The 17,153-nt window shown below is 62.4% G+C and carries 14 protein-coding genes; 6 read left to right on the forward strand and 8 right to left on the reverse strand.

The features are described from left to right. Positions 1-71 precede the first annotated feature (71 nt). A complete protein-coding gene (locus tag VGD45_RS01270) occupies positions 72-491 on the reverse strand; it encodes a secondary thiamine-phosphate synthase enzyme YjbQ (RefSeq protein WP_331153450.1) in 420 nt (139 codons plus the stop codon). Positions 492-499: 8 nt separating this feature from the next. Continuing rightward, entirely contained in the window at positions 500-1,141 is a 642-nt protein-coding gene (locus VGD45_RS01275) for a TetR/AcrR family transcriptional regulator (protein ID WP_331153451.1), read from the reverse strand. 149 nt (positions 1,142-1,290) lie between these two features. On the opposite strand from VGD45_RS01275, the gene VGD45_RS01280 reads away from it, so the two are divergent. The 3 genes from VGD45_RS01280 (at position 1,291) to wrbA (ending at position 5,627) form a co-directional block, all read left to right on the forward strand. Further along, positions 1,291-2,895 (forward strand): carboxyl transferase domain-containing protein, encoded by a 1,605-nt coding sequence (locus VGD45_RS01280; protein ID WP_331153452.1) that lies wholly within the window; start codon positions 1,291-1,293, stop codon positions 2,893-2,895. Between the two features lie 14 nt (positions 2,896-2,909). Further along, positions 2,910-4,874, forward strand: coding sequence for an acetyl/propionyl/methylcrotonyl-CoA carboxylase subunit alpha (locus tag VGD45_RS01285; protein ID WP_331153453.1), 1,965 nt, complete (start codon positions 2,910-2,912; stop codon positions 4,872-4,874). Between the two features lie 150 nt (positions 4,875-5,024). After that, entirely contained in the window at positions 5,025-5,627 is a 603-nt protein-coding gene (wrbA, locus tag VGD45_RS01290; protein ID WP_331153454.1) for an NAD(P)H:quinone oxidoreductase, read from the forward strand. Here wrbA and chrA read toward each other — a convergent pair. The 4 genes from chrA to VGD45_RS01310 form a co-directional block, all read right to left on the reverse strand. After that, positions 5,624-7,030: a chromate efflux transporter gene (chrA, locus tag VGD45_RS01295; protein ID WP_331153455.1), complete on the reverse strand. Its 1,407-nt coding sequence runs from the start codon at positions 7,028-7,030 to the stop codon at positions 5,624-5,626. The two genes, wrbA and chrA, sit on opposite strands and share 4 nt — an antisense overlap. Positions 7,031-7,124: 94 nt before the next feature. After that, a complete protein-coding gene (locus VGD45_RS01300) occupies positions 7,125-8,498 on the reverse strand; it encodes an efflux transporter outer membrane subunit (protein WP_331153456.1) in 1,374 nt (457 codons plus the stop codon). 5 nt (positions 8,499-8,503) lie between these two features. Next, positions 8,504-10,444: a MacB family efflux pump subunit gene (locus tag VGD45_RS01305; protein WP_331153457.1), complete on the reverse strand. Its 1,941-nt coding sequence runs from the start codon at positions 10,442-10,444 to the stop codon at positions 8,504-8,506. Positions 10,445-10,465: 21 nt separating this feature from the next. Next, positions 10,466-11,650 (reverse strand): efflux RND transporter periplasmic adaptor subunit, encoded by a 1,185-nt coding sequence (locus tag VGD45_RS01310; protein WP_331153458.1) that lies wholly within the window; start codon positions 11,648-11,650, stop codon positions 10,466-10,468. 132 nt (positions 11,651-11,782) lie between these two features. Here VGD45_RS01310 and VGD45_RS01315 point away from each other — a divergent pair, with 132 nt between their 5' ends. Then, positions 11,783-13,171: an ATP-binding protein gene (locus VGD45_RS01315; protein ID WP_331153459.1), complete on the forward strand. Its 1,389-nt coding sequence runs from the start codon at positions 11,783-11,785 to the stop codon at positions 13,169-13,171. A gap of 1 nt (position 13,172) precedes the next feature. After that, positions 13,173-13,859: a response regulator gene (locus VGD45_RS01320; RefSeq protein WP_331153460.1), complete on the forward strand. Its 687-nt coding sequence runs from the start codon at positions 13,173-13,175 to the stop codon at positions 13,857-13,859. Here the strand turns inward: VGD45_RS01320 and VGD45_RS01325 are convergent, their stop codons facing one another. Continuing rightward, positions 13,860-14,249 carry an MbcA/ParS/Xre antitoxin family protein gene (locus VGD45_RS01325; RefSeq protein ID WP_331153461.1) on the reverse strand — a complete coding sequence of 130 codons (390 nt, stop codon included), beginning with the start codon at positions 14,247-14,249 and terminating at the stop codon, positions 13,860-13,862. Positions 14,250-14,286: 37 nt separating this feature from the next. After that, complete coding sequence (locus VGD45_RS01330; protein WP_331153462.1) at positions 14,287-14,772, reverse strand: hypothetical protein; 486 nt, start codon at positions 14,770-14,772, stop codon at positions 14,287-14,289. A gap of 159 nt (positions 14,773-14,931) precedes the next feature. Here VGD45_RS01330 and VGD45_RS01335 point away from each other — a divergent pair, with 159 nt between their 5' ends. After that, positions 14,932-17,145 (forward strand): hypothetical protein, encoded by a 2,214-nt coding sequence (locus tag VGD45_RS01335; protein ID WP_331153463.1) that lies wholly within the window; start codon positions 14,932-14,934, stop codon positions 17,143-17,145. The last annotated feature ends 8 nt before the right edge of the window (positions 17,146-17,153 follow it).

Raw genomic sequence — 17,153 nt, forward strand, 5'->3', positions numbered from 1 at the left:
TCGGGTAAGTGTATTCAGTCCCGCGCGGGGCGTCTCTGACAACTTCGACACCTTGCGTAGACAGCGATCGATCACTCGCCCAGCAGATGCAGGGCCACTTCGCGCTCGTGCGGGCGCCGACGATGCTCGAACAAATAAATCCCTTGCCACGTGCCTAGCACCGGCTTGCCGTCCATCACGGGAATGGATAACTGAACTTGCGTCAACGCCGTGCGCAGATGGGCGGGCATGTCGTCCGGCCCTTCGTCGTCGTGCGCATAGCGGGCGGGATCTTCGGGCGCGATCTGCTCGAAGAAGGCTTCCAGGTCGGTGCGCACTTCCTTCGCTGCATTCTCCTGTATCAGCAGCGATGCCGAAGTGTGTTTACAAAAGACCGTGAGCAGCCCGGTGGTCACCTGCTGGGCGGCCACCCAGGCGCGGATCTCGCGAGTGACCTCGACCAGGCCACGGCGCGAAGTCCGAACCGAAAGAACGTGAGTGAACTGGCGCATGACGACCCTCAGGCTCTGGCGCCCCGCCCGGCCTTCCTGACAGAGGCATTTGCACCGACGGCGCGTAAACAGAAAGCGACAATGCCCTCGACCAGTTCCTTTCGCCCCTCGCGCTTGGCACGCGGAGCGATGGGCCGGATCAGCGCTTCGGTAAACGCGCCGACGATACAGGCCGCGCCGATATCGACCGACTGCGCCGGAAACTCGCCGGCGTCGATGCCCTCGATGAGCAGCGATTTGAACACTTCGCCGAATCGTTTGCGACCGAGCAGACGAGCTTCGTCGATCTCCTGCTCGGCCGGTTCGGCGATGAAAGCATAGGCCAGGTAGGGACCTTCGAGCGCGCGATTGGCAAAGGACTCCACGCAGCCTCGCAGGCGGGAGGTCACATTGCCCTCGCCCTGCGCTATGTCCTGCAGGATGGCGATTTCGTGATCGATGGCGCTGGTCAGCACTTCGACGAATAGCGCGGCCTTGGACGGAAAGTAACGGTAAATGGCGCCCGCCGAGAGCCCGGCGCTGGCGGCCACCGCGGCGATGGACGCGTGATTGAACCCACCCTCGGCGACCAGGGCGCGCGCGGCCTTCAGGATTCGCTGCCGATTATCGGCCAGCCGCTCCTCCATCAGGAATGATCGCCGGTAGCTCATGGGCCGGATCCTACCCCGGATTCCGTCATGAAGTGAATGCCTATTTTTTTTGTGAATGCCGATTCACTTCTTGGCCCGCCCCTTCTACAATTCGGCTGGCTTTCAGCCAGACAATCGGCCTGAAAGATGCCCGGATCACCAGGGGGCCCATGAACGTCATTCCGTCCAAGCTGCGCACCAACAGCGATGAATACCGCGCCAACAGCGCCGCGTTGCGCGCGCTCGTCGAGGAACTGCGGGAGAAAACGGCCACTGTCGCCCTCGGCGGCACGGAAAGCGCCCGCCAGAAACACACCTCTCGCGGCAAGCTGCTGGTCCGAGATCGCATCGATTTGCTGCTGGATCCCGGCACACCGTTTCTCGAGTTCTCGCCACTGGCCGCGCTCGGTATGTATGGCGGCGATGTCGCCAGCGCCGGCGCGGTTGCCGGCATCGGCCGTATCAACGGTCGCGAATGCGTGATCGTCGGCAACGACGCGACCGTCAAAGGTGGCACCTACTACCCGATCACCATCAAGAAACATCTGCGGGCGCAAGAGATCGCCCGTGAGAACCGCCTGCCCTGCGTGTATCTGGTCGACTCCGGCGGCGCATTCCTGCCCATGCAGGACGAAGTGTTTCCGGACAAGGAACATTTCGGGCGAATCTTCTATAACCAGGCGAACCTGTCGGCACTAGGCATTCCGCAAATTGCCTGCGTGATGGGCTCGTGCACAGCCGGTGGAGCGTATGTGCCGGCGATGAGCGACGAGGCTGTGATCGTGCGCAACCAGGGCACGATCTTCCTGGGCGGCCCGCCGCTAGTGAAAGCGGCGACTGGCGAAGTCGTCAGCGCCGAGGACTTAGGTGGTGGCGACGTGCACACACGCATCTCCGGCGTCGCCGATCACCTGGCCGAGAACGATCATCATGCGCTCGCCATCGTTCGTCGCATCGTAAACAACCTCGGTCCGCGCGAAACCGCATTCCAGCCTCAAGCAGTGGAAGATCCCCTGTATGACCCGGAAGAGCTGTACGGTGTAATCCCTGCGGACACGCGCAAGCCTTTCGACGTGCGCGAAGTCATCGCTCGTATCGTCGACGGTTCACGCTTCGATGAATTCAAAGCACGCTTCGGCAACACGCTGGTCACGGGCTTCGCGCACGTGTACGGCTATAAAGTCGGCATCATCGCCAACAACGGCGTGCTGTTCTCCGAGTCGGCCCAAAAGGCCGCGCACTTCATCGAGCTGTGCTCGCAACGACGTGTGCCGCTGCTGTTTCTGCAAAACATCACCGGCTTCATGGTCGGCCGCAAGTACGAGAACGAAGGCATCGCGCGTCATGGCGCGAAGATGGTGACGGCCGTCGCGACCGCGCAAGTACCGAAATTCACCGTGCTGATCGGCGGCTCTTATGGCGCGGGCAACTATGGCATGTGCGGCCGCGCCTACTCGCCTCGCTTCCTCTGGACCTGGCCGAATTCGAAGATTTCGGTGATGGGTGGCGAGCAGGCGGCCAACGTGCTCGCGACGGTGCGTCGTGACGCGCTCGAAGCGCAAGGCAAGCAATGGAGCGCCGAAGAGGAAGAAGCATTCAAGGCGCCGACACGCGCCCAGTTCGAGACGCAAGGCAGTCCGTACTACGCAACGGCCCGTCTGTGGGATGACGGCATCATCGATCCCTCGCAAACGCGACGCACGCTGGCGCTCGGTCTTGCCGCGGCGGCCAATGCTCCGGTCGGTGAGACACGCTTCGGCGTGTTCCGCATGTAAGGCGAGGACCCAACATGTTTAAAAAGATCCTGATCGCCAATCGCGGCGAGATTGCATGCCGGGTCATCGCCACTTGCCGCAAGCTCGGCATCCGCACGGTGGCCGTTTACTCCGAAGCCGATGCGGGCGCGCGTCATGTACGTCTCGCGGACGAAGCTTATTGCGTCGGCCCTGCGACCTCGCGTGAAAGTTATCTGCGCATCGATCGCATCATCGAGGTTTGCAAACAATCGGGCGCGCAGGCGGTGCACCCCGGTTACGGCTTCCTCTCGGAGAATGAGAGTTTCGCGCAAGCCTGCGAGCAGAACGGCATCGTGTTCATCGGCCCGCCGGTGCACAGCATTCGCGCCATGGGCCTGAAGTCGGCCGCCAAGGCTCTCATGCAGCAAGCCAAGGTTCCGCTCGTTCCTGGATATCACGGTGCGGATCAGGATCCGTCGCTGCTACAACGTGAAGCCGATCGCATCGGTTATCCGGTGCTTATCAAAGCGTCCGCCGGCGGCGGCGGCAAAGGCATGCGTGTCGTCAACGGGCCAGACGAGTTCGCCGCGGCGCTCGCCTCCTGCCAGCGCGAGGCGCGAACCTCCTTCGGTGACGATCATGTGCTCATCGAAAAGTATCTGCTCCAGCCGCGCCACATCGAAATCCAGGTGTTCGCCGACAAGGCGGGACACACGATCAGTCTCAACGAGCGTGACTGCTCGGCGCAGCGCCGCCATCAGAAGGTGGTGGAAGAAGCGCCCGCTCCCAGCGTCGATGCGAAACAACGCGTGGCAATGGGCAGAGCCGCCTGCGACGCCGCGCGCGCTGTAGGTTACGTCGGCGCGGGCACGGTCGAGTTCATCGCCGACTCGGCGGGCAATTTCTATTTCATGGAGATGAATACCCGGCTGCAGGTGGAGCATCCGGTCACTGAGATGATCACCGGACTCGACCTGGTCGAGTGGCAGCTGCGCATCGCGGCCGGCGAGGATCTGCCGCTCACTCAGGAGCAAGTGCCGCTGAACGGCCACGCGATCGAAGTCCGCATCTACGCCGAAGAACCTGAAAAAGGATTTCTGCCCTCCGTCGGCCGGCTCGCCTGTTTCAAGACGCCTGCGCCTTCGGCGCATGTGCGCCTCGACACCGGCGTGGAACAAGGCGACGAGATCACGCCTCACTACGATCCCATGATCGCCAAGCTGATCGTTTGGGATCGCACCCGCGAAGCTGCCATCGAGCGCATGCTCGGCGCGCTGGCGGAGACGCGCATCGTCGGCGTCGGCCATAACGTGAACTTCCTTTCGCGTCTCGTCGATCACGCAGCGTTCCGTGAAGGCCGTGTGGATACCGGCTTGATCGAGCGTGAGCGCGCGGCGCTCATGCCTGCTGCCACGGAATTGCCGCCCGAAGTATTTCAGGTGGCTGCCCTCGCGCAACTTTCCTTTGAGCGTGAGCAAAACCAGTCCGCTTCTCCCTGGAGCGCCACCGACGGCTGGCGCATCAACGGCGCTCAGACCCGCACCTTGCAGTTCGCTGCTGGCGAGCAGACGAAAAACGTTTCTATTCGCTACTCAGGAAACGGATATCTCATCGGCGATCAGCCCGCGAGCGTGCAGCGCCTGTCCGACTCCGATCTGCGCATCGATATCGGCCAACGCCACATCAACGCTGCCGTCGTCAAAGCCGGCGAGCAAATGCATGTCTTCCTCGGCGGCTTCCAACATGTACTCACCTATGTCGATCCTCTGGTCCATGCGGGGGAAACGGAAGAGACCCACGGCGGCCTGACCGCGCCCATGCCCGGCAAGATCATCGCCCTGCTCTCCGAGCCCGGCGCGGAAGTCGCGAAGGGCGCGCCGCTGCTGGTGATGGAAGCCATGAAAATGGAGCTCACCGTGTTTGCACCAGGCAAGGGCAAGGTCGTGAGTTACCTGTGCAATGCCGGCGATCAGGTCAAAGAAGGCGTGCCGTTGGTGGACTTCCTGGCCAGCTCATAACGGAACTCGCCCTCGGAGCTCCGACGGACTGCACAGAAAACAGCAACCTCGCACAAGCATCGTCCTGCCTGTATGAGGCAACCTTCAGGCGAATGTGGAACCAACGCATGGGCACGGCGTTCCACGAAGTTATCGCACTGGAGAGTCAAAATGGCCAAGGTCCTGGTTCTGTACTATTCCTCGTACGGACACATCGAGCAGATGGCGAACGCCGTGGCGGAAGGCGCACGCTCCGCGGGCGCCCAGGTGGACGTGAAGCGCGTCCCTGAAATCGTGCCGGAAGATGTCGCACGCAAGAGCGGCTACAAACTCGATCAGCCCGCGCCCATCGCCACCGTCGAAGAACTGCCGCAGTACGACGCGATCATCTTCGGCACCGGCACGCGCTACGGCAACATGACGGCGCAGATGAAAAGCTTCATCGATCGCACCGGCGCGCTGTGGGCCAGCGGCGCGCTGGTCGGCAAAGTAGGCTCGGTGTTTTCCTCATCGGCCACTCAGCACGGCGGGCAGGAATCGACCATCCTGACTTTCCATCCCGTGCTGCTGCACCTCGGCTTCATCATCGTCGGCCTGCCCTACGCGTTCCAGGGACAGATGGGAGTCAGCGAAGTCATGGGCAACACGCCCTACGGCGCGTCCACAATCGCCGGCGCCGACGGCAGCCGACAACCTTCCAAGGTCGAACTGGACGGCGCGCGCTTCCAAGGCCGCCATGTCGCCGAAATCGCGGCGAAGCTTGCGGCTCGCTAACCGTAACGCAGCCACCAATAGGCTGCGCCAGCGAGCACACAGTAAAGCAGCACCCACACCATGCTGAGCTTGAACCGCGTCAAGCCAATGAACGCGGCCAGGCTCAGCAACACCGCCCCCGGCTCGACCGTCGGCCACTCTGGCGCATCGAGCTGCAGTGGGCCGAGGTTCACGCGATTCACATTGCCAAACAACGTGTGAGTCGCGAACCACACGGACAGATTCAAGATGACGCCGACCACGGCCGCGGTGACACATGACAGCGCCGCGTTCAATGCGTGATTTTGCCGCAGTGACTCCATATAGGGCGCGCCGACAAAGATAAAAAGAAACGAAGGCAGGAAGGTCACCCAAGTCGTCAGTAACGCGCCGAGCGTCGCAGCCACCCACGGATCCAAGGGCGCAGCGAAACGATATGCCGCGAGGAAGCCCACGAACTGCAGCACCATGATCAGCGGCCCCGGCGTGGTTTCCGCCAGCGCCAGGCCATCGATCATTTCGCCCGGCTGCAGCCAGTGCAAATGTTCGACCGCCCGCTGCGCCACGTACGCGAGCACGGCATAAGCGCCACCGAATGTGACCACGGCCGTCTGGCTGAACATCAGCCCTTCACGCACGAGCACATGCTGTGAACCCAGCCATGCGGCGATCACGGCGACAGGAGCAAACCACAACGCCAGGCACGCAAGCGTCATGACGATCGCTCGACGCGCCGATGGCTGAGTGTGAGCAAGCTGACCCTGCTCGTGCATGCGCTCGACCAGATAGTCGCCGTCCTCCGCTGCGTTCGACCCGTCGCCATGCGAGCTCGCGGCGACGTGATTCTTTGCGAACAAGCCGATCAGCGCGGCGCCGAGGACCAGCAATGGAAACGGCACATGAAATAGATAAATCGTGATGAAAGCGGCGGCGGCAATGCCGATCATGAAACGATTCTTCAGCGCGCGGCTGCCGATGCGCATCACGGCCGACACGACGATTGCGAGCACCGCCGCTTTGAGCCCGAAGAACACCACCGTCATCGCCGCCACGCCGGCGTAGCGCACGTACAACCAGCTCAACAGCAGCATGGCCAGGCAGCCGGGCAACACGAACAACGCGCCGGCCGCGATGCCACCCCAGGTTCGATGCAACAGCCAGCCGATGTATGTCGCGAGCTGCTGCGCCTCGGGCCCTGGCAGCAACATGCAATAGTTCAGTGCATGCAGGAACCGCGACTCGCTAATCCACTTACGGTGCTCGACCAGCTCGCGGTGCATGAGCGCGATCTGGCCGGCCGGGCCGCCGAAGCTGAGCCAACCGATGCGCATCCAGACCTTGAATGCTTCGGAAAAGCGAATGGGATGCAGCGGCAGCGACGGCTGGGCAGCGTTATCGATGGGACTCGCGGGAGTGGTGCTCACGCCCCACTGTAGTTGGTGGCCGGCCCGTTCGTAAACAGCCTGGCCATTCTGGTCACAATGGGGCGGTCACAAAAGGGTCACGTGCAGCCGCGTGCTACGTCGCGGACCAGCTGCCGCCCAGCGCCTTGAACAAGGTAATCGAGGCGTTCACCCGGGCGAGCTTGGCCTGCACCAGTGAATCCTCGGCGTTCAACTGCGAGCTCTGGCTTTCCAGGACCGTCAGCAAATCATCTGAGCCCGCTTGATAGCGCGTCGTGGCAAGCCGCAGGGCCAACTGCGCCTGCTCGACGGTTTGCGTCAGCAGCGTGGCCCTGCGCTCGGCCGTGGCGACAGCCTTCAGGCTGTCGTTCACTTCCTTCACGCTCGTGAGCACGGTTTGCAGATAGGTTTCCACGAGCTCGCGACGCGTGGCGTCCGCGAGCTGCACCTGGCCGCTACGTTCTCCGCCGTCGAACAAGACTTGCGCTAGAGATGTTGTCAGAGCAGCCACCGTCGATGATCCGCCGGTCAGCCAATTCGTCACGAGACCCGTGGCGCTCAGTTCCATGCTCGGATAAAGCGCGGCCCGCGCCACGCCGATGTCGGCATTCGCGGCAAGGAGGTCGGCTTCAGCCGCACGAACATCGGGCCGACGCTGCAACAGATCGCCAGGCTGGCCGGCAGCGAGCGCAGGCGGAATCACATCGGCGAGCGACTGCGTGCGAACGTCAAAAGCCTGCGGGACGCGACCGAGCAGCAACGCCAGCGCGCTCTGAGTCTCGGTCAGACTCTGTTGCAGCTCTGGCACTTCTACTTCGATGTTGAGCAAGGCCGTGCGCTGTTGGGCGACATCCAGGCCACTCGCGGCGCCGCTGGAGTAACGAACCTCGATCAGTGACATGAGCGAGCGCGCCGCTTCCAGATTCTTCTGCGCGATCGCCAGTCGATCCTTGAGCGCGAGCGTCTGGAAATAATAAGAAGCAACGTCGGCCTGGAGCACGAGCCTGGTGCTCTCCATGTCGTACTCGCGAGCGGCAACTCGCGCCGCGGCGGCCTGCACGTTGGCTCGATTCGCACCCCAGAGGTCCAACTCGTAACTCACCGAGAGCTGCGAATCATCGGACGAAGCGAGATTGTGATCGCCACCAATCTCCCGCTGACGCGAGCCTGCCACGGACACAGACGCATATGGCAACAGCCTGCTGCTGGCCATCTTCGCAGTCGCCTTCGCCTGCTCGATGCGAGTCACCGCGGCAGCGAGATCGTGATTCGCCGCCAGCGCCTCGGCCATCAACTGTTCCAGCTCTGCGTCTTGAAACAGCTCACGCCACTCGGTCGGCGTGTTGCTGCTGACGGCAACTTTCTGTTCGGCCCAGGACTCCGGCAGGTCGGCATTCGGCCGCTGGTACTGCGGTGTGAGGCTGCAGCCCGCGAGCACGCCCACTACGGCAATCGCTAAAGCGCGTTTCACATAGGTATGCACTTTCATATTCTTTACTCCGATGCCAGAGCGACCACCGGGTCCATGTATGCCGCCTTACGCGCGGGCAGATACCCGAACAGCACGCCAGTCAGCAGCGCCGAGCCGAGCGCAAGCAGCGCAGGCGTCGGTGTGAAGGCGACGTTGGTGCCAAGGGCTCGCGCCACAAATCCAGCAGTGAAGCCCAACGCCACACCGATCAATCCACCGATGCCGCACACCACCAGCGCTTCGGTATTGAACTGCAGCAGGATGTTGCTCGCTCGCGCGCCAGTCGCCATGCGTACGCCGATCTCACGTGTCCGCTCCGTCACGCTGACCAGCATGATGTTCATCACGCCGATGCCACCCACGATCAGCGAGATCGCCGCGACACAGCCGAGCAGCAGCGTCAACGTGTTCTGCGTCGAGGCCGCCGCGGCCATGAACGAGCTGGTGCTGCGAATCTGGAAGTCCTCGAGGTGATGGCGGGCCATCAGCAACTGCCGGATCTCCTCCTGCGTCACCGCGGTCTTCTCGTCGTCCGCGAGCTTCACGTTGATCGAGCCGAGATACTGCTGACCGAACAGGCGATTGAAGCCGGTCGACAGCGGCACGAACGCCGCATCGTCCATGTCGGAGCCGAACGCGTTCGCGCCTTTAGTGTCCAGCACGCCGATGACTTCGAACGGCGTATTCGACACCAGGATGAACTGTCCCACCGGGTTGTCATTGTCCGGGAACAGATTCTTGGCGACGGTCTTGCCGAGCACGATGACAGTGGCGTAGCTGCGAACGTCGTCTTCCGTGATGAACGTGCCGCTGGCCATCGGCCAGTTCTGAGTCGTTTGATAGGCGGGCCAGACGCCAGTGATATTGCTCTGATAGTCGACCGAGCCCATGCGCAGCGTCGCTCGCGTCTTCCGCTCCGGCGACACCGCGACCACGTTATCCAGCGACGCAATCTCCTGAGCATCCGCGGGCACGAGTGTCGCAATGTCACCTGACGGACGAGTGCCCGGCGCTCCTGGGAACACGAGCAGCAGATTGCTGCCCATGGCCGCGATCTGTTTCATCACCGCTTCCTTACTACCGTTGCCGATAGCCAGCATGGTGACGACGGCGGCCACGCCGATCATCACGCCCAGCAATGTCAGCGCGCTACGAAACTTATTCGCACGCAACGAGCGCAGGGCCATCTTCATGGCTTCCTGCAGATCGTCGAGCCAGCCCGCCTTCGCCGCCTGCAACGCGCGCTCGCTGACGGCGCCAGACGCGGTGCGCTTCACTCCGGAGTCGTCGACGATCCGGCCGTCTTTGATGTGCACGACGCGTTCGGCGTTCTCCGCCACGGCCGCATCGTGAGTGATCAAAATAATAGTGCGACCTTCTGAGTGCAGCTGTTTGAGCAACGCCATCACTTCGGCGCCGCTGCGGCTATCGAGCGCGCCCGTAGGCTCGTCCGCCAGAATCACCTCGGCGTCGTTCATCAGCGCGCGCGCAATGGAAACGCGCTGCTGCTGGCCGCCAGACAACTGATTAGGCCGATGATCGGTGCGCTCGCCCAAGCCGAGCTTCGCAAGCAGACTGCGCGCGCGAGCCTTGCGAGCTTCCTGCGGCACGCCTGCATAGATCGCGGGCAGCTCGACGTTCTCCGCCGCCGTCACGGTCGCGAGCAAGTTGTAACGCTGGAACACGAAACCGAACGTGTCCCGCCGCAAGGCGGCCAGCTCATCGGGATCCAGAGTGCCTACATCCACGCCATTGACTTCATAGCGACCCTCGTTGGGACGATCGAGACAGCCCAGGATGTTCATCAATGTCGACTTACCAGATCCTGACTGGCCCATGATGGCCACGAATTCGCCACGCCGGATCTCGAGCGAGGCATGATCCAGCGCGCGGATTTCGCTATCGCCGCTGACGTAGACGCGGCTGGCGTCCACGACCCGGATCAACGGGGCTTCAGTATCCATGGTGTCTTCTCGATTTCTCGTTTAGAGCCGCGGTCCCATCTGCCGCATACGTCCGCCCTGCGCTGCTCCGCCCGCCGGCGGCACGGCGTTCGCAACGATCAGCTGATCTCCGGGTAACAATCCGGAGACGACCTGAGCCATGGAGCGATTGGTGAGTCCGATCTTCACGTCACGTTCGATGACGCCGTCGTCGGTGAGCACCTTCGCCTTGTATGCGTTGCCGCCCGCGTCATGTTGAGCTTGCAGCGCGTTGATCGGCGCCAGCGGCACGTCTTTGGCTTCACCCAGCGTGAAGAACACCTGCACTGTCATTTGTGGCAACAGCTGGCCTTCACGGTTGTCGACGTCGATGAGCACGTTGTAGAGCACCACGTCGTTCTCTACTTCGGGCGTCGGATACACCGCGCGCACCTTGCCTTCCCATTTCCTGTCCGGCATGCCGAGCGTCGTAAAATGCGCCGGCATGCCGACGGTGATGCGACTCACATCGGCTTCGGCGACTTGCGCCCACACCGTCATCACATCCATGTTGGCCACCTGCACGATGACGGGCGCGGACTGCGAAGCGTTCACCGTCTGGCCTTCGAGCGTGGTTTGCGAAACCACGGTGCCATCGAGCGGCGCGTAGATTTTGGTGTAGCCGAGGTTGGCGAGGTCGCCTTCGAGCGTCGCCTCGGACGCTCTGATCTGTGCGCGAGTGGCGCTCACAGTAGCCGCCGCGACTTTGGCCTGCGCGTCGGCCTCATCCACCGTGGTCTGGCTGACCGCATCTGCGGCGCGCATTTCCTGATTGCGCTTCAACTGAGTAGCCGCGAGCGCGGATTCGGCGAGCTGTTGTTCCAACTGCGCCTTGAGATTCTCCAGCGTGGCGCGATCCTTTCGAACGGTGGACTCGTACACGGTGGGATCGATCTCGGCGATCAGATCGCCCTTGGCGACGCGGTCGCCGATATCGACATGAATCTTCATGACGCGGCCCGACACCTGCGTGCCCACATCGACATAATCCTTGGGTTCGATGGAGCCGACGGCGGTGATGCTTTTTTGCAGATCGCCGCGAGTCACGGTGACTGTCTGCAGCCCCGCCTCATCGTCCTGGCCTATGTAATGACAGGCGCCCGCCACCACCGCGGCGGTCAGCACCGCCGGCAGCCCCACCTTGCGCCAGCCGCCCAAGACGCCAGCGCGTGACCCTGTCTGCTTCATGTCCGAACCTCTGCCCGCCTTGATTTCCATGGGGATCAGCTTGGGCGGCAAACGTGGAGGAAAATTGAAGACTTTGTGGAGTCAGCGCCCAAGTCTTGCCCGCCCGGGGTAGACAGGTCTTAATGCCGCCCCATGAGATGGAGTATTTCGACCAAGCTGTTCCTGGTCCTGGTGGCGATCAGCATTGCCACCGTCGCGGCCATGGGCGTGTCCGCGCGCATCAGCTTCACGCGTGGCTTCATCGGCTACCTCAACGAGCAGAGCGCGGCCTACGCCGATTCAGTCGTCGTCCGGTTGGCCGAGGCCTACAAGACCGAGGGCAGCTGGAGATTCCTGCATCACAATCCGCGCGCCTGGTATCGCCTGCTCGACAATCGCAGCCGCCGCGAGCGTGACAGCCCGCCGCAGTTCTCCGAAGTGGACTTCAGCGCCGTGCACTTGCGGCTGACCCTTTTGGACGCAGATAAAGAAGTCGTCATCGGCAATCGCAACATTCCCTCCGACACCCCCATGCGCCCGGTCAACGTCGACGGTCGAACCGTGGGCTGGCTCGCTCTCATCCCCTATCAGCAAGCCACTGCCGCGGCCGATGTGCGTTTTCAGCAGCGGCAGCTGACGCAGAACTGGCTGATCGGCTGGGCCACGGTCATCGTCGCCGCCCTCGCCGCCTGGTGGTTGTCTCGTTTGCTGGTGACGCCGCTCAAGCGCATCACGGCCGCGACTCACAACCTCGCGAGCGGCGATTACAGCGTGCGCATCCCGGTCACATCGAAAGACGAGATCGGCGGCTTGTCGGAAGACTTCAATCGCCTCGCCCAGGCGCTGGCGCATAACGAACAGCTGCGACGTTCGTTCATGGCGGACGTGTCGCACGAGCTGCGCACGCCGCTGTCGGTGCTCAAAGGCGAGCTGGAAGCCATCGAAGACGGCGTCCGGAGCATGACCCCCGCGACTCTCGCTTCGTTGCAATCGGAAGTTACAACGCTCAACAAGCTGGTGAGCGATCTGTACGATCTGTCGCTGTCGGACATCGGTGCGCTGAGCTATCGCATGACCGAGGTCGAGATCGACGAGGTATTGCAGACCACGCTCGCGGCCTTCCAGCAACGCCTCGCCGATCGAGGTTTGAAGGTGCAAACAGATATCACGCCATCCGTGCCCGTCAACGGCGACGAAGGCAGATTGCAGCAGCTGTTCAACAACCTTCTCGAGAACTGCGCGCGTTACACACAAACGGGCGGCACGGTGCGCGTCGGCTGCCGGACTGTGAATGGCGAAGTGCTCGTCGAAATCGAAGACTCCGGGCCAGGCGTCCCGGCCGATATCCTGCCGCGCATCTTCGAACGATTCGTGCGTGCCGAAGCCTCGCGCAATCGTTCGCACGGCGGCGCAGGGCTCGGGCTCGCGATCTGCCAAAATATCGTCGAAGCTCATGGCGGCAAGATCGCCGCCAGCGCCGCACCGCTCGGTGGATTGCTGATTAGCATCCGTTTACCGAGGCTCAGAGATCTGCAGGTGTGATATGAGCGACGGTGCTACACAGGCCAGGATTCTCATCGTCGAGGACGAGCCCAAGCTCGCGCAGCTGCTCGCGGACTATCTCACATCGGCGGGTTATCACACGCAGATCGTCGGTGACGGACGCGAAGTCGTGCCCGTGCTCAAGGCATCGCACTTCGATCTGATGCTGCTCGATTTGATGCTGCCCGGCCGCGACGGCCTCGAAGTCTGCAAGGACGTGCGCGCCTTCAGCAACATCGCGATCGTGATGGTCACCGCGCGTGTCGAAGAAATCGACCGGCTGCTCGGGCTGGAGCTCGGCGCCGACGACTATATCTGCAAGCCCTTCAGCCCTCGCGAAGTCGTGGCGCGAGTGAAAGCGATTCTGCGCCGGACGCCGCAGCAGGCTCAGGCGCAGGTGAATTCCAAGCTCAGCATCGATGAAAACCAGTTCAAGGCGGTGCTGAATGGACAGACACTGGATCTCACGCCCGTCGAATTTCGCCTGCTCAAGGCGTTGTCCGCCTCCCCGGGCCGCGTGTTTTCTCGTCAGCAGTTATTGAACACGCTGTATGAGGATCATCGCGTGGTGACGGACCGCACCGTGGACAGTCACGTGAAAAACCTGCGACGCAAGTTGCAGCAGGCCAATCCGGGCGATGAATTGATCGAATCGATTTACGGCGTCGGCTACCGCTTCACTTTGTGATCAGTGCTCGCGCCTGTGCGGCGGCGGCATGCGCAGCTCATGTTTGCGCACCGACTTGAGATAACGGTGTACCAACTCGGCGTCCTGGGTGACGAGCAGATCGACGGGCCGCCCACCCAGCACATCGTTCGCTGTGCCGAGCCATGCTTTCGCGCGCTCCACGTTGCCAAGCACTTCGATGATCGTTCGAAACAGACCGACGATCTTCAGCGCCTCCTCCCACTCCTGCCGCTGGGGATCCAACAGGCGCGCACCCGATTGCAACTGAGCAATTTCCTCGGGCTGAGCGCCCAGCATCGCGGGCAACTCGGCGGCAAGCTTCAACTGCTCCACCGCGCGAAACAGAGCTTTGGTCAATAAGGCGGGCGACAGCGTGGACTGTTGATACATCGACGACTCGGAATATTCTGAATTCGATGCGGCCCGATCACAGGCCGCGCAACCAGGTCCTCGCCTCGTCCAGGGAATCGAAGGACCGAAGCAGCAAACCCGACGGCGCGCCCGATTGGACGTTGGCGACCGACTGTTTGCCGAAAAATGCGTAAGGGCACTTGCTCGCCGCGGCCTTGAGCCCGGCCCGAGCCGCCCGAGGCATCCAATCCTCGCGGATCCAGACCTGATCGTCGACATGAATGACCGCAAGCGAGCTGTCATCGCCGAGGATCTTGCGTAACCCCTGCTGGCGCAACAGCTGCAACATCTGCTCGTGGACGAAGCGCAGCTGCGCGCTGGTCGCGTACCTCTGCCACGTCACAAAGATGCACGGCACCGCCGCATCCAGCGTCACACGGCAAATGGGATTGTCCTCGAGATTCGAGACCAATCTGGCGCCGTCGCTGGATTCCGTTCGCACCACTTCCGTGAGTTGGCGCAGGGATTCCGTTTCCTGCCCGTCCCGTGAACCCGTCCTCATCGACCCGATCGCCCTCCTCATTCAGGGCGGGATGATAGTTCACCCGGCCCCCGGCCCGCTGCTAACATTTTTCGACGTCGGAGGGAACCCCGGATTCGAGCGCCGCGCTTTGCATGCGATCCCCGGCAAAGACGCTGGGAAAAGCAATGGAGAGCCGCCATGACGCCCCGGAATCTGGCCTTCCGTGTTGTGTCGTCGCTTCTTATTACACTCCTGCTGGCGCCCCCTCCGATCCTAGCCGCCGCGCGCGTGGTGCAGGAGCACGCCAAGGTGACGATTCCCGGCGCGACCGACCAGCGCATTTCCCGAATCGCCTTCAGCGGCAACAGTCTGCTGGCCCTCGCTCATCGCCTGGTCGAGCTCGAACAAGGCACTTTTCGACACTCGGTGGTCTACAGGTTCGAACGGGCCAGCAGCACGGCGCCCTGGCAGTACGCCGGCATCCTGCATGAATCCATGGCCCAGGTCGGAACCACCAATCGCGTCGATCCCGTGACCATCGCCATGGACGGCAACCTGGCCGTGGTCGTGTTCGGCCTGGTGCATATCTTCGAGCGCTCCGGCGCCGAGTGGATTTTGACGGCCAGCTTCGACGGCACGACCGAGGCGCTGGATGTGGAGATCGATCAGGGCAACAACATCGTGCTCAGTGGACGGATGTGCCAGATGCGCTCGTATGCCAGGGACTCGGCCGGCCGATGGCAGACGTTGGCCGATGTCAGCCCCACCAGCGACTGCAGCGTCGTCAGCCAGGACGTGGATATTTCCGGCTTGCGCATGGTGCTCGCCAATCCACTGGCCGGCAGCATCGGGCCCCAGTACACCAGCAATGTGAAAGTGTACGACGGGCTGAGGACCAGCACGCCGACAGCCATCGTCACCAGTCCATTCACACCGAGCAGCTCGTTCGGATATGCGGTGGCGCTCGAAGGCAATACTCTGCTCGCAGCTGACGACGCCGGCGTCCGCGCCTTCAACTACAGCACTGCGACGGGCTGGAACTACACCGCCACGCTCGCGCCCGCGGATCTCTTCATGACGTTGGGCCCGACCAATCTCGATATCGAAGGCGGCCTGATTGCAATTCCACACACCAACGATCCGCAACGGGGTCTGGTGGCCGGTTCTGTGGAAATCCAACGGCGCAATTCCGATGGCACGTTCACCGAGGTGGCGCGCCTGCTCGCGAGCGATGCGGCCCCGAACGATCAGCTCGGTATCGATGCGGCAATCGATGGCAGAACGGTCGCTGCCGCCTCGCGCCTCTCCGTCTATTTCTTCGACCTGCCCACGGATCTCAGTTTGCCGGCGCGTATTCACGATAACTTCAACTCGGGCAGTGCAGCCAATTGGACGCCGCAGGCGGGCAGCAGCTTCAGCGTGGTCACGTCGGGCGTGAGCCGCGTGTATCGACAGTCGAGTGTGGCCGGCAACGCTGCGGCCCTGCGTACGAATCTCGATTGGCGCGATCAATCCATACAAGCGGATATTCGACCGCGCGCGCTTGATGGCAACGATCGCTGGGTCGGTTTGGTGGTGCGCTATCAGGACGCCAATAACTATTACTACGTGACGGCGCGCAGCCGGGGCATTTTGGAACTGAAGAAAATCGTCAACGGCGTGTTTACGTCGCTCAGTGCGGTCGGCATGCCGTTCCAGCTCGGCCGCAACTATCGCATCGGCCTGCAAGCCATCGGCACGCGGATCGCCATCTTCGAGAACGGGCGCAAGATCACCGAAGTGACCGACGACTCGCTCACCCATGGCAGCGCCGGCTTCATGAGCTACAAGATGGCCGCGGACTTCGACAACGTCGTGCTGAGCCCGACGCCTTTGCTGGCGTTGCTGGACGACAACTTCGAACGCCTGCCCGAGGAGCGTTGGACGGAGCTGGGCGAGGGCCAGTGGAGCCTCGTCAATCCCGACGGCAGCGGCTTCAACCATCTCTACGAACAATCCTCCGTCGCCGGCGGCGCCCGCTCGATCACCGGCGTGAAGACGCGCGATCAGACCGTGCAAGTCGAAGCCCGCCCGCTCGCTTTCGGCGCGGGGGCTGGTCGATGGTTCGGCGTTATCGCAAGGTACGTCGATGACAACAATTACTATTACGTCACGCTGCGTAACGACAACTCTCTGTCCCTTCGCAAGCTGGTCAACGGGAGCATCGTCAATCTGCGCACCGTGCCTTTCACACTGACGGTTGGGCAGTGGTATCAGCTTCGGCTCGAGGCGATCGGTACTTCGCTGCGAGTCTATGTTGGCGACGAAATGTTGATGGAAACCACCGACAGCTCCCACCCGGAAGGCCGCTACGGTTTGGCCATGTACAAATCGCACACGGCATTCGACAATTTCCTCGCGACTCAGCAGTAAACTTTAGG

Source organism: Steroidobacter sp. (assembly GCF_036402275.1).
GTDB lineage: Bacteria > Pseudomonadota > Gammaproteobacteria > Steroidobacterales > Steroidobacteraceae > Steroidobacter.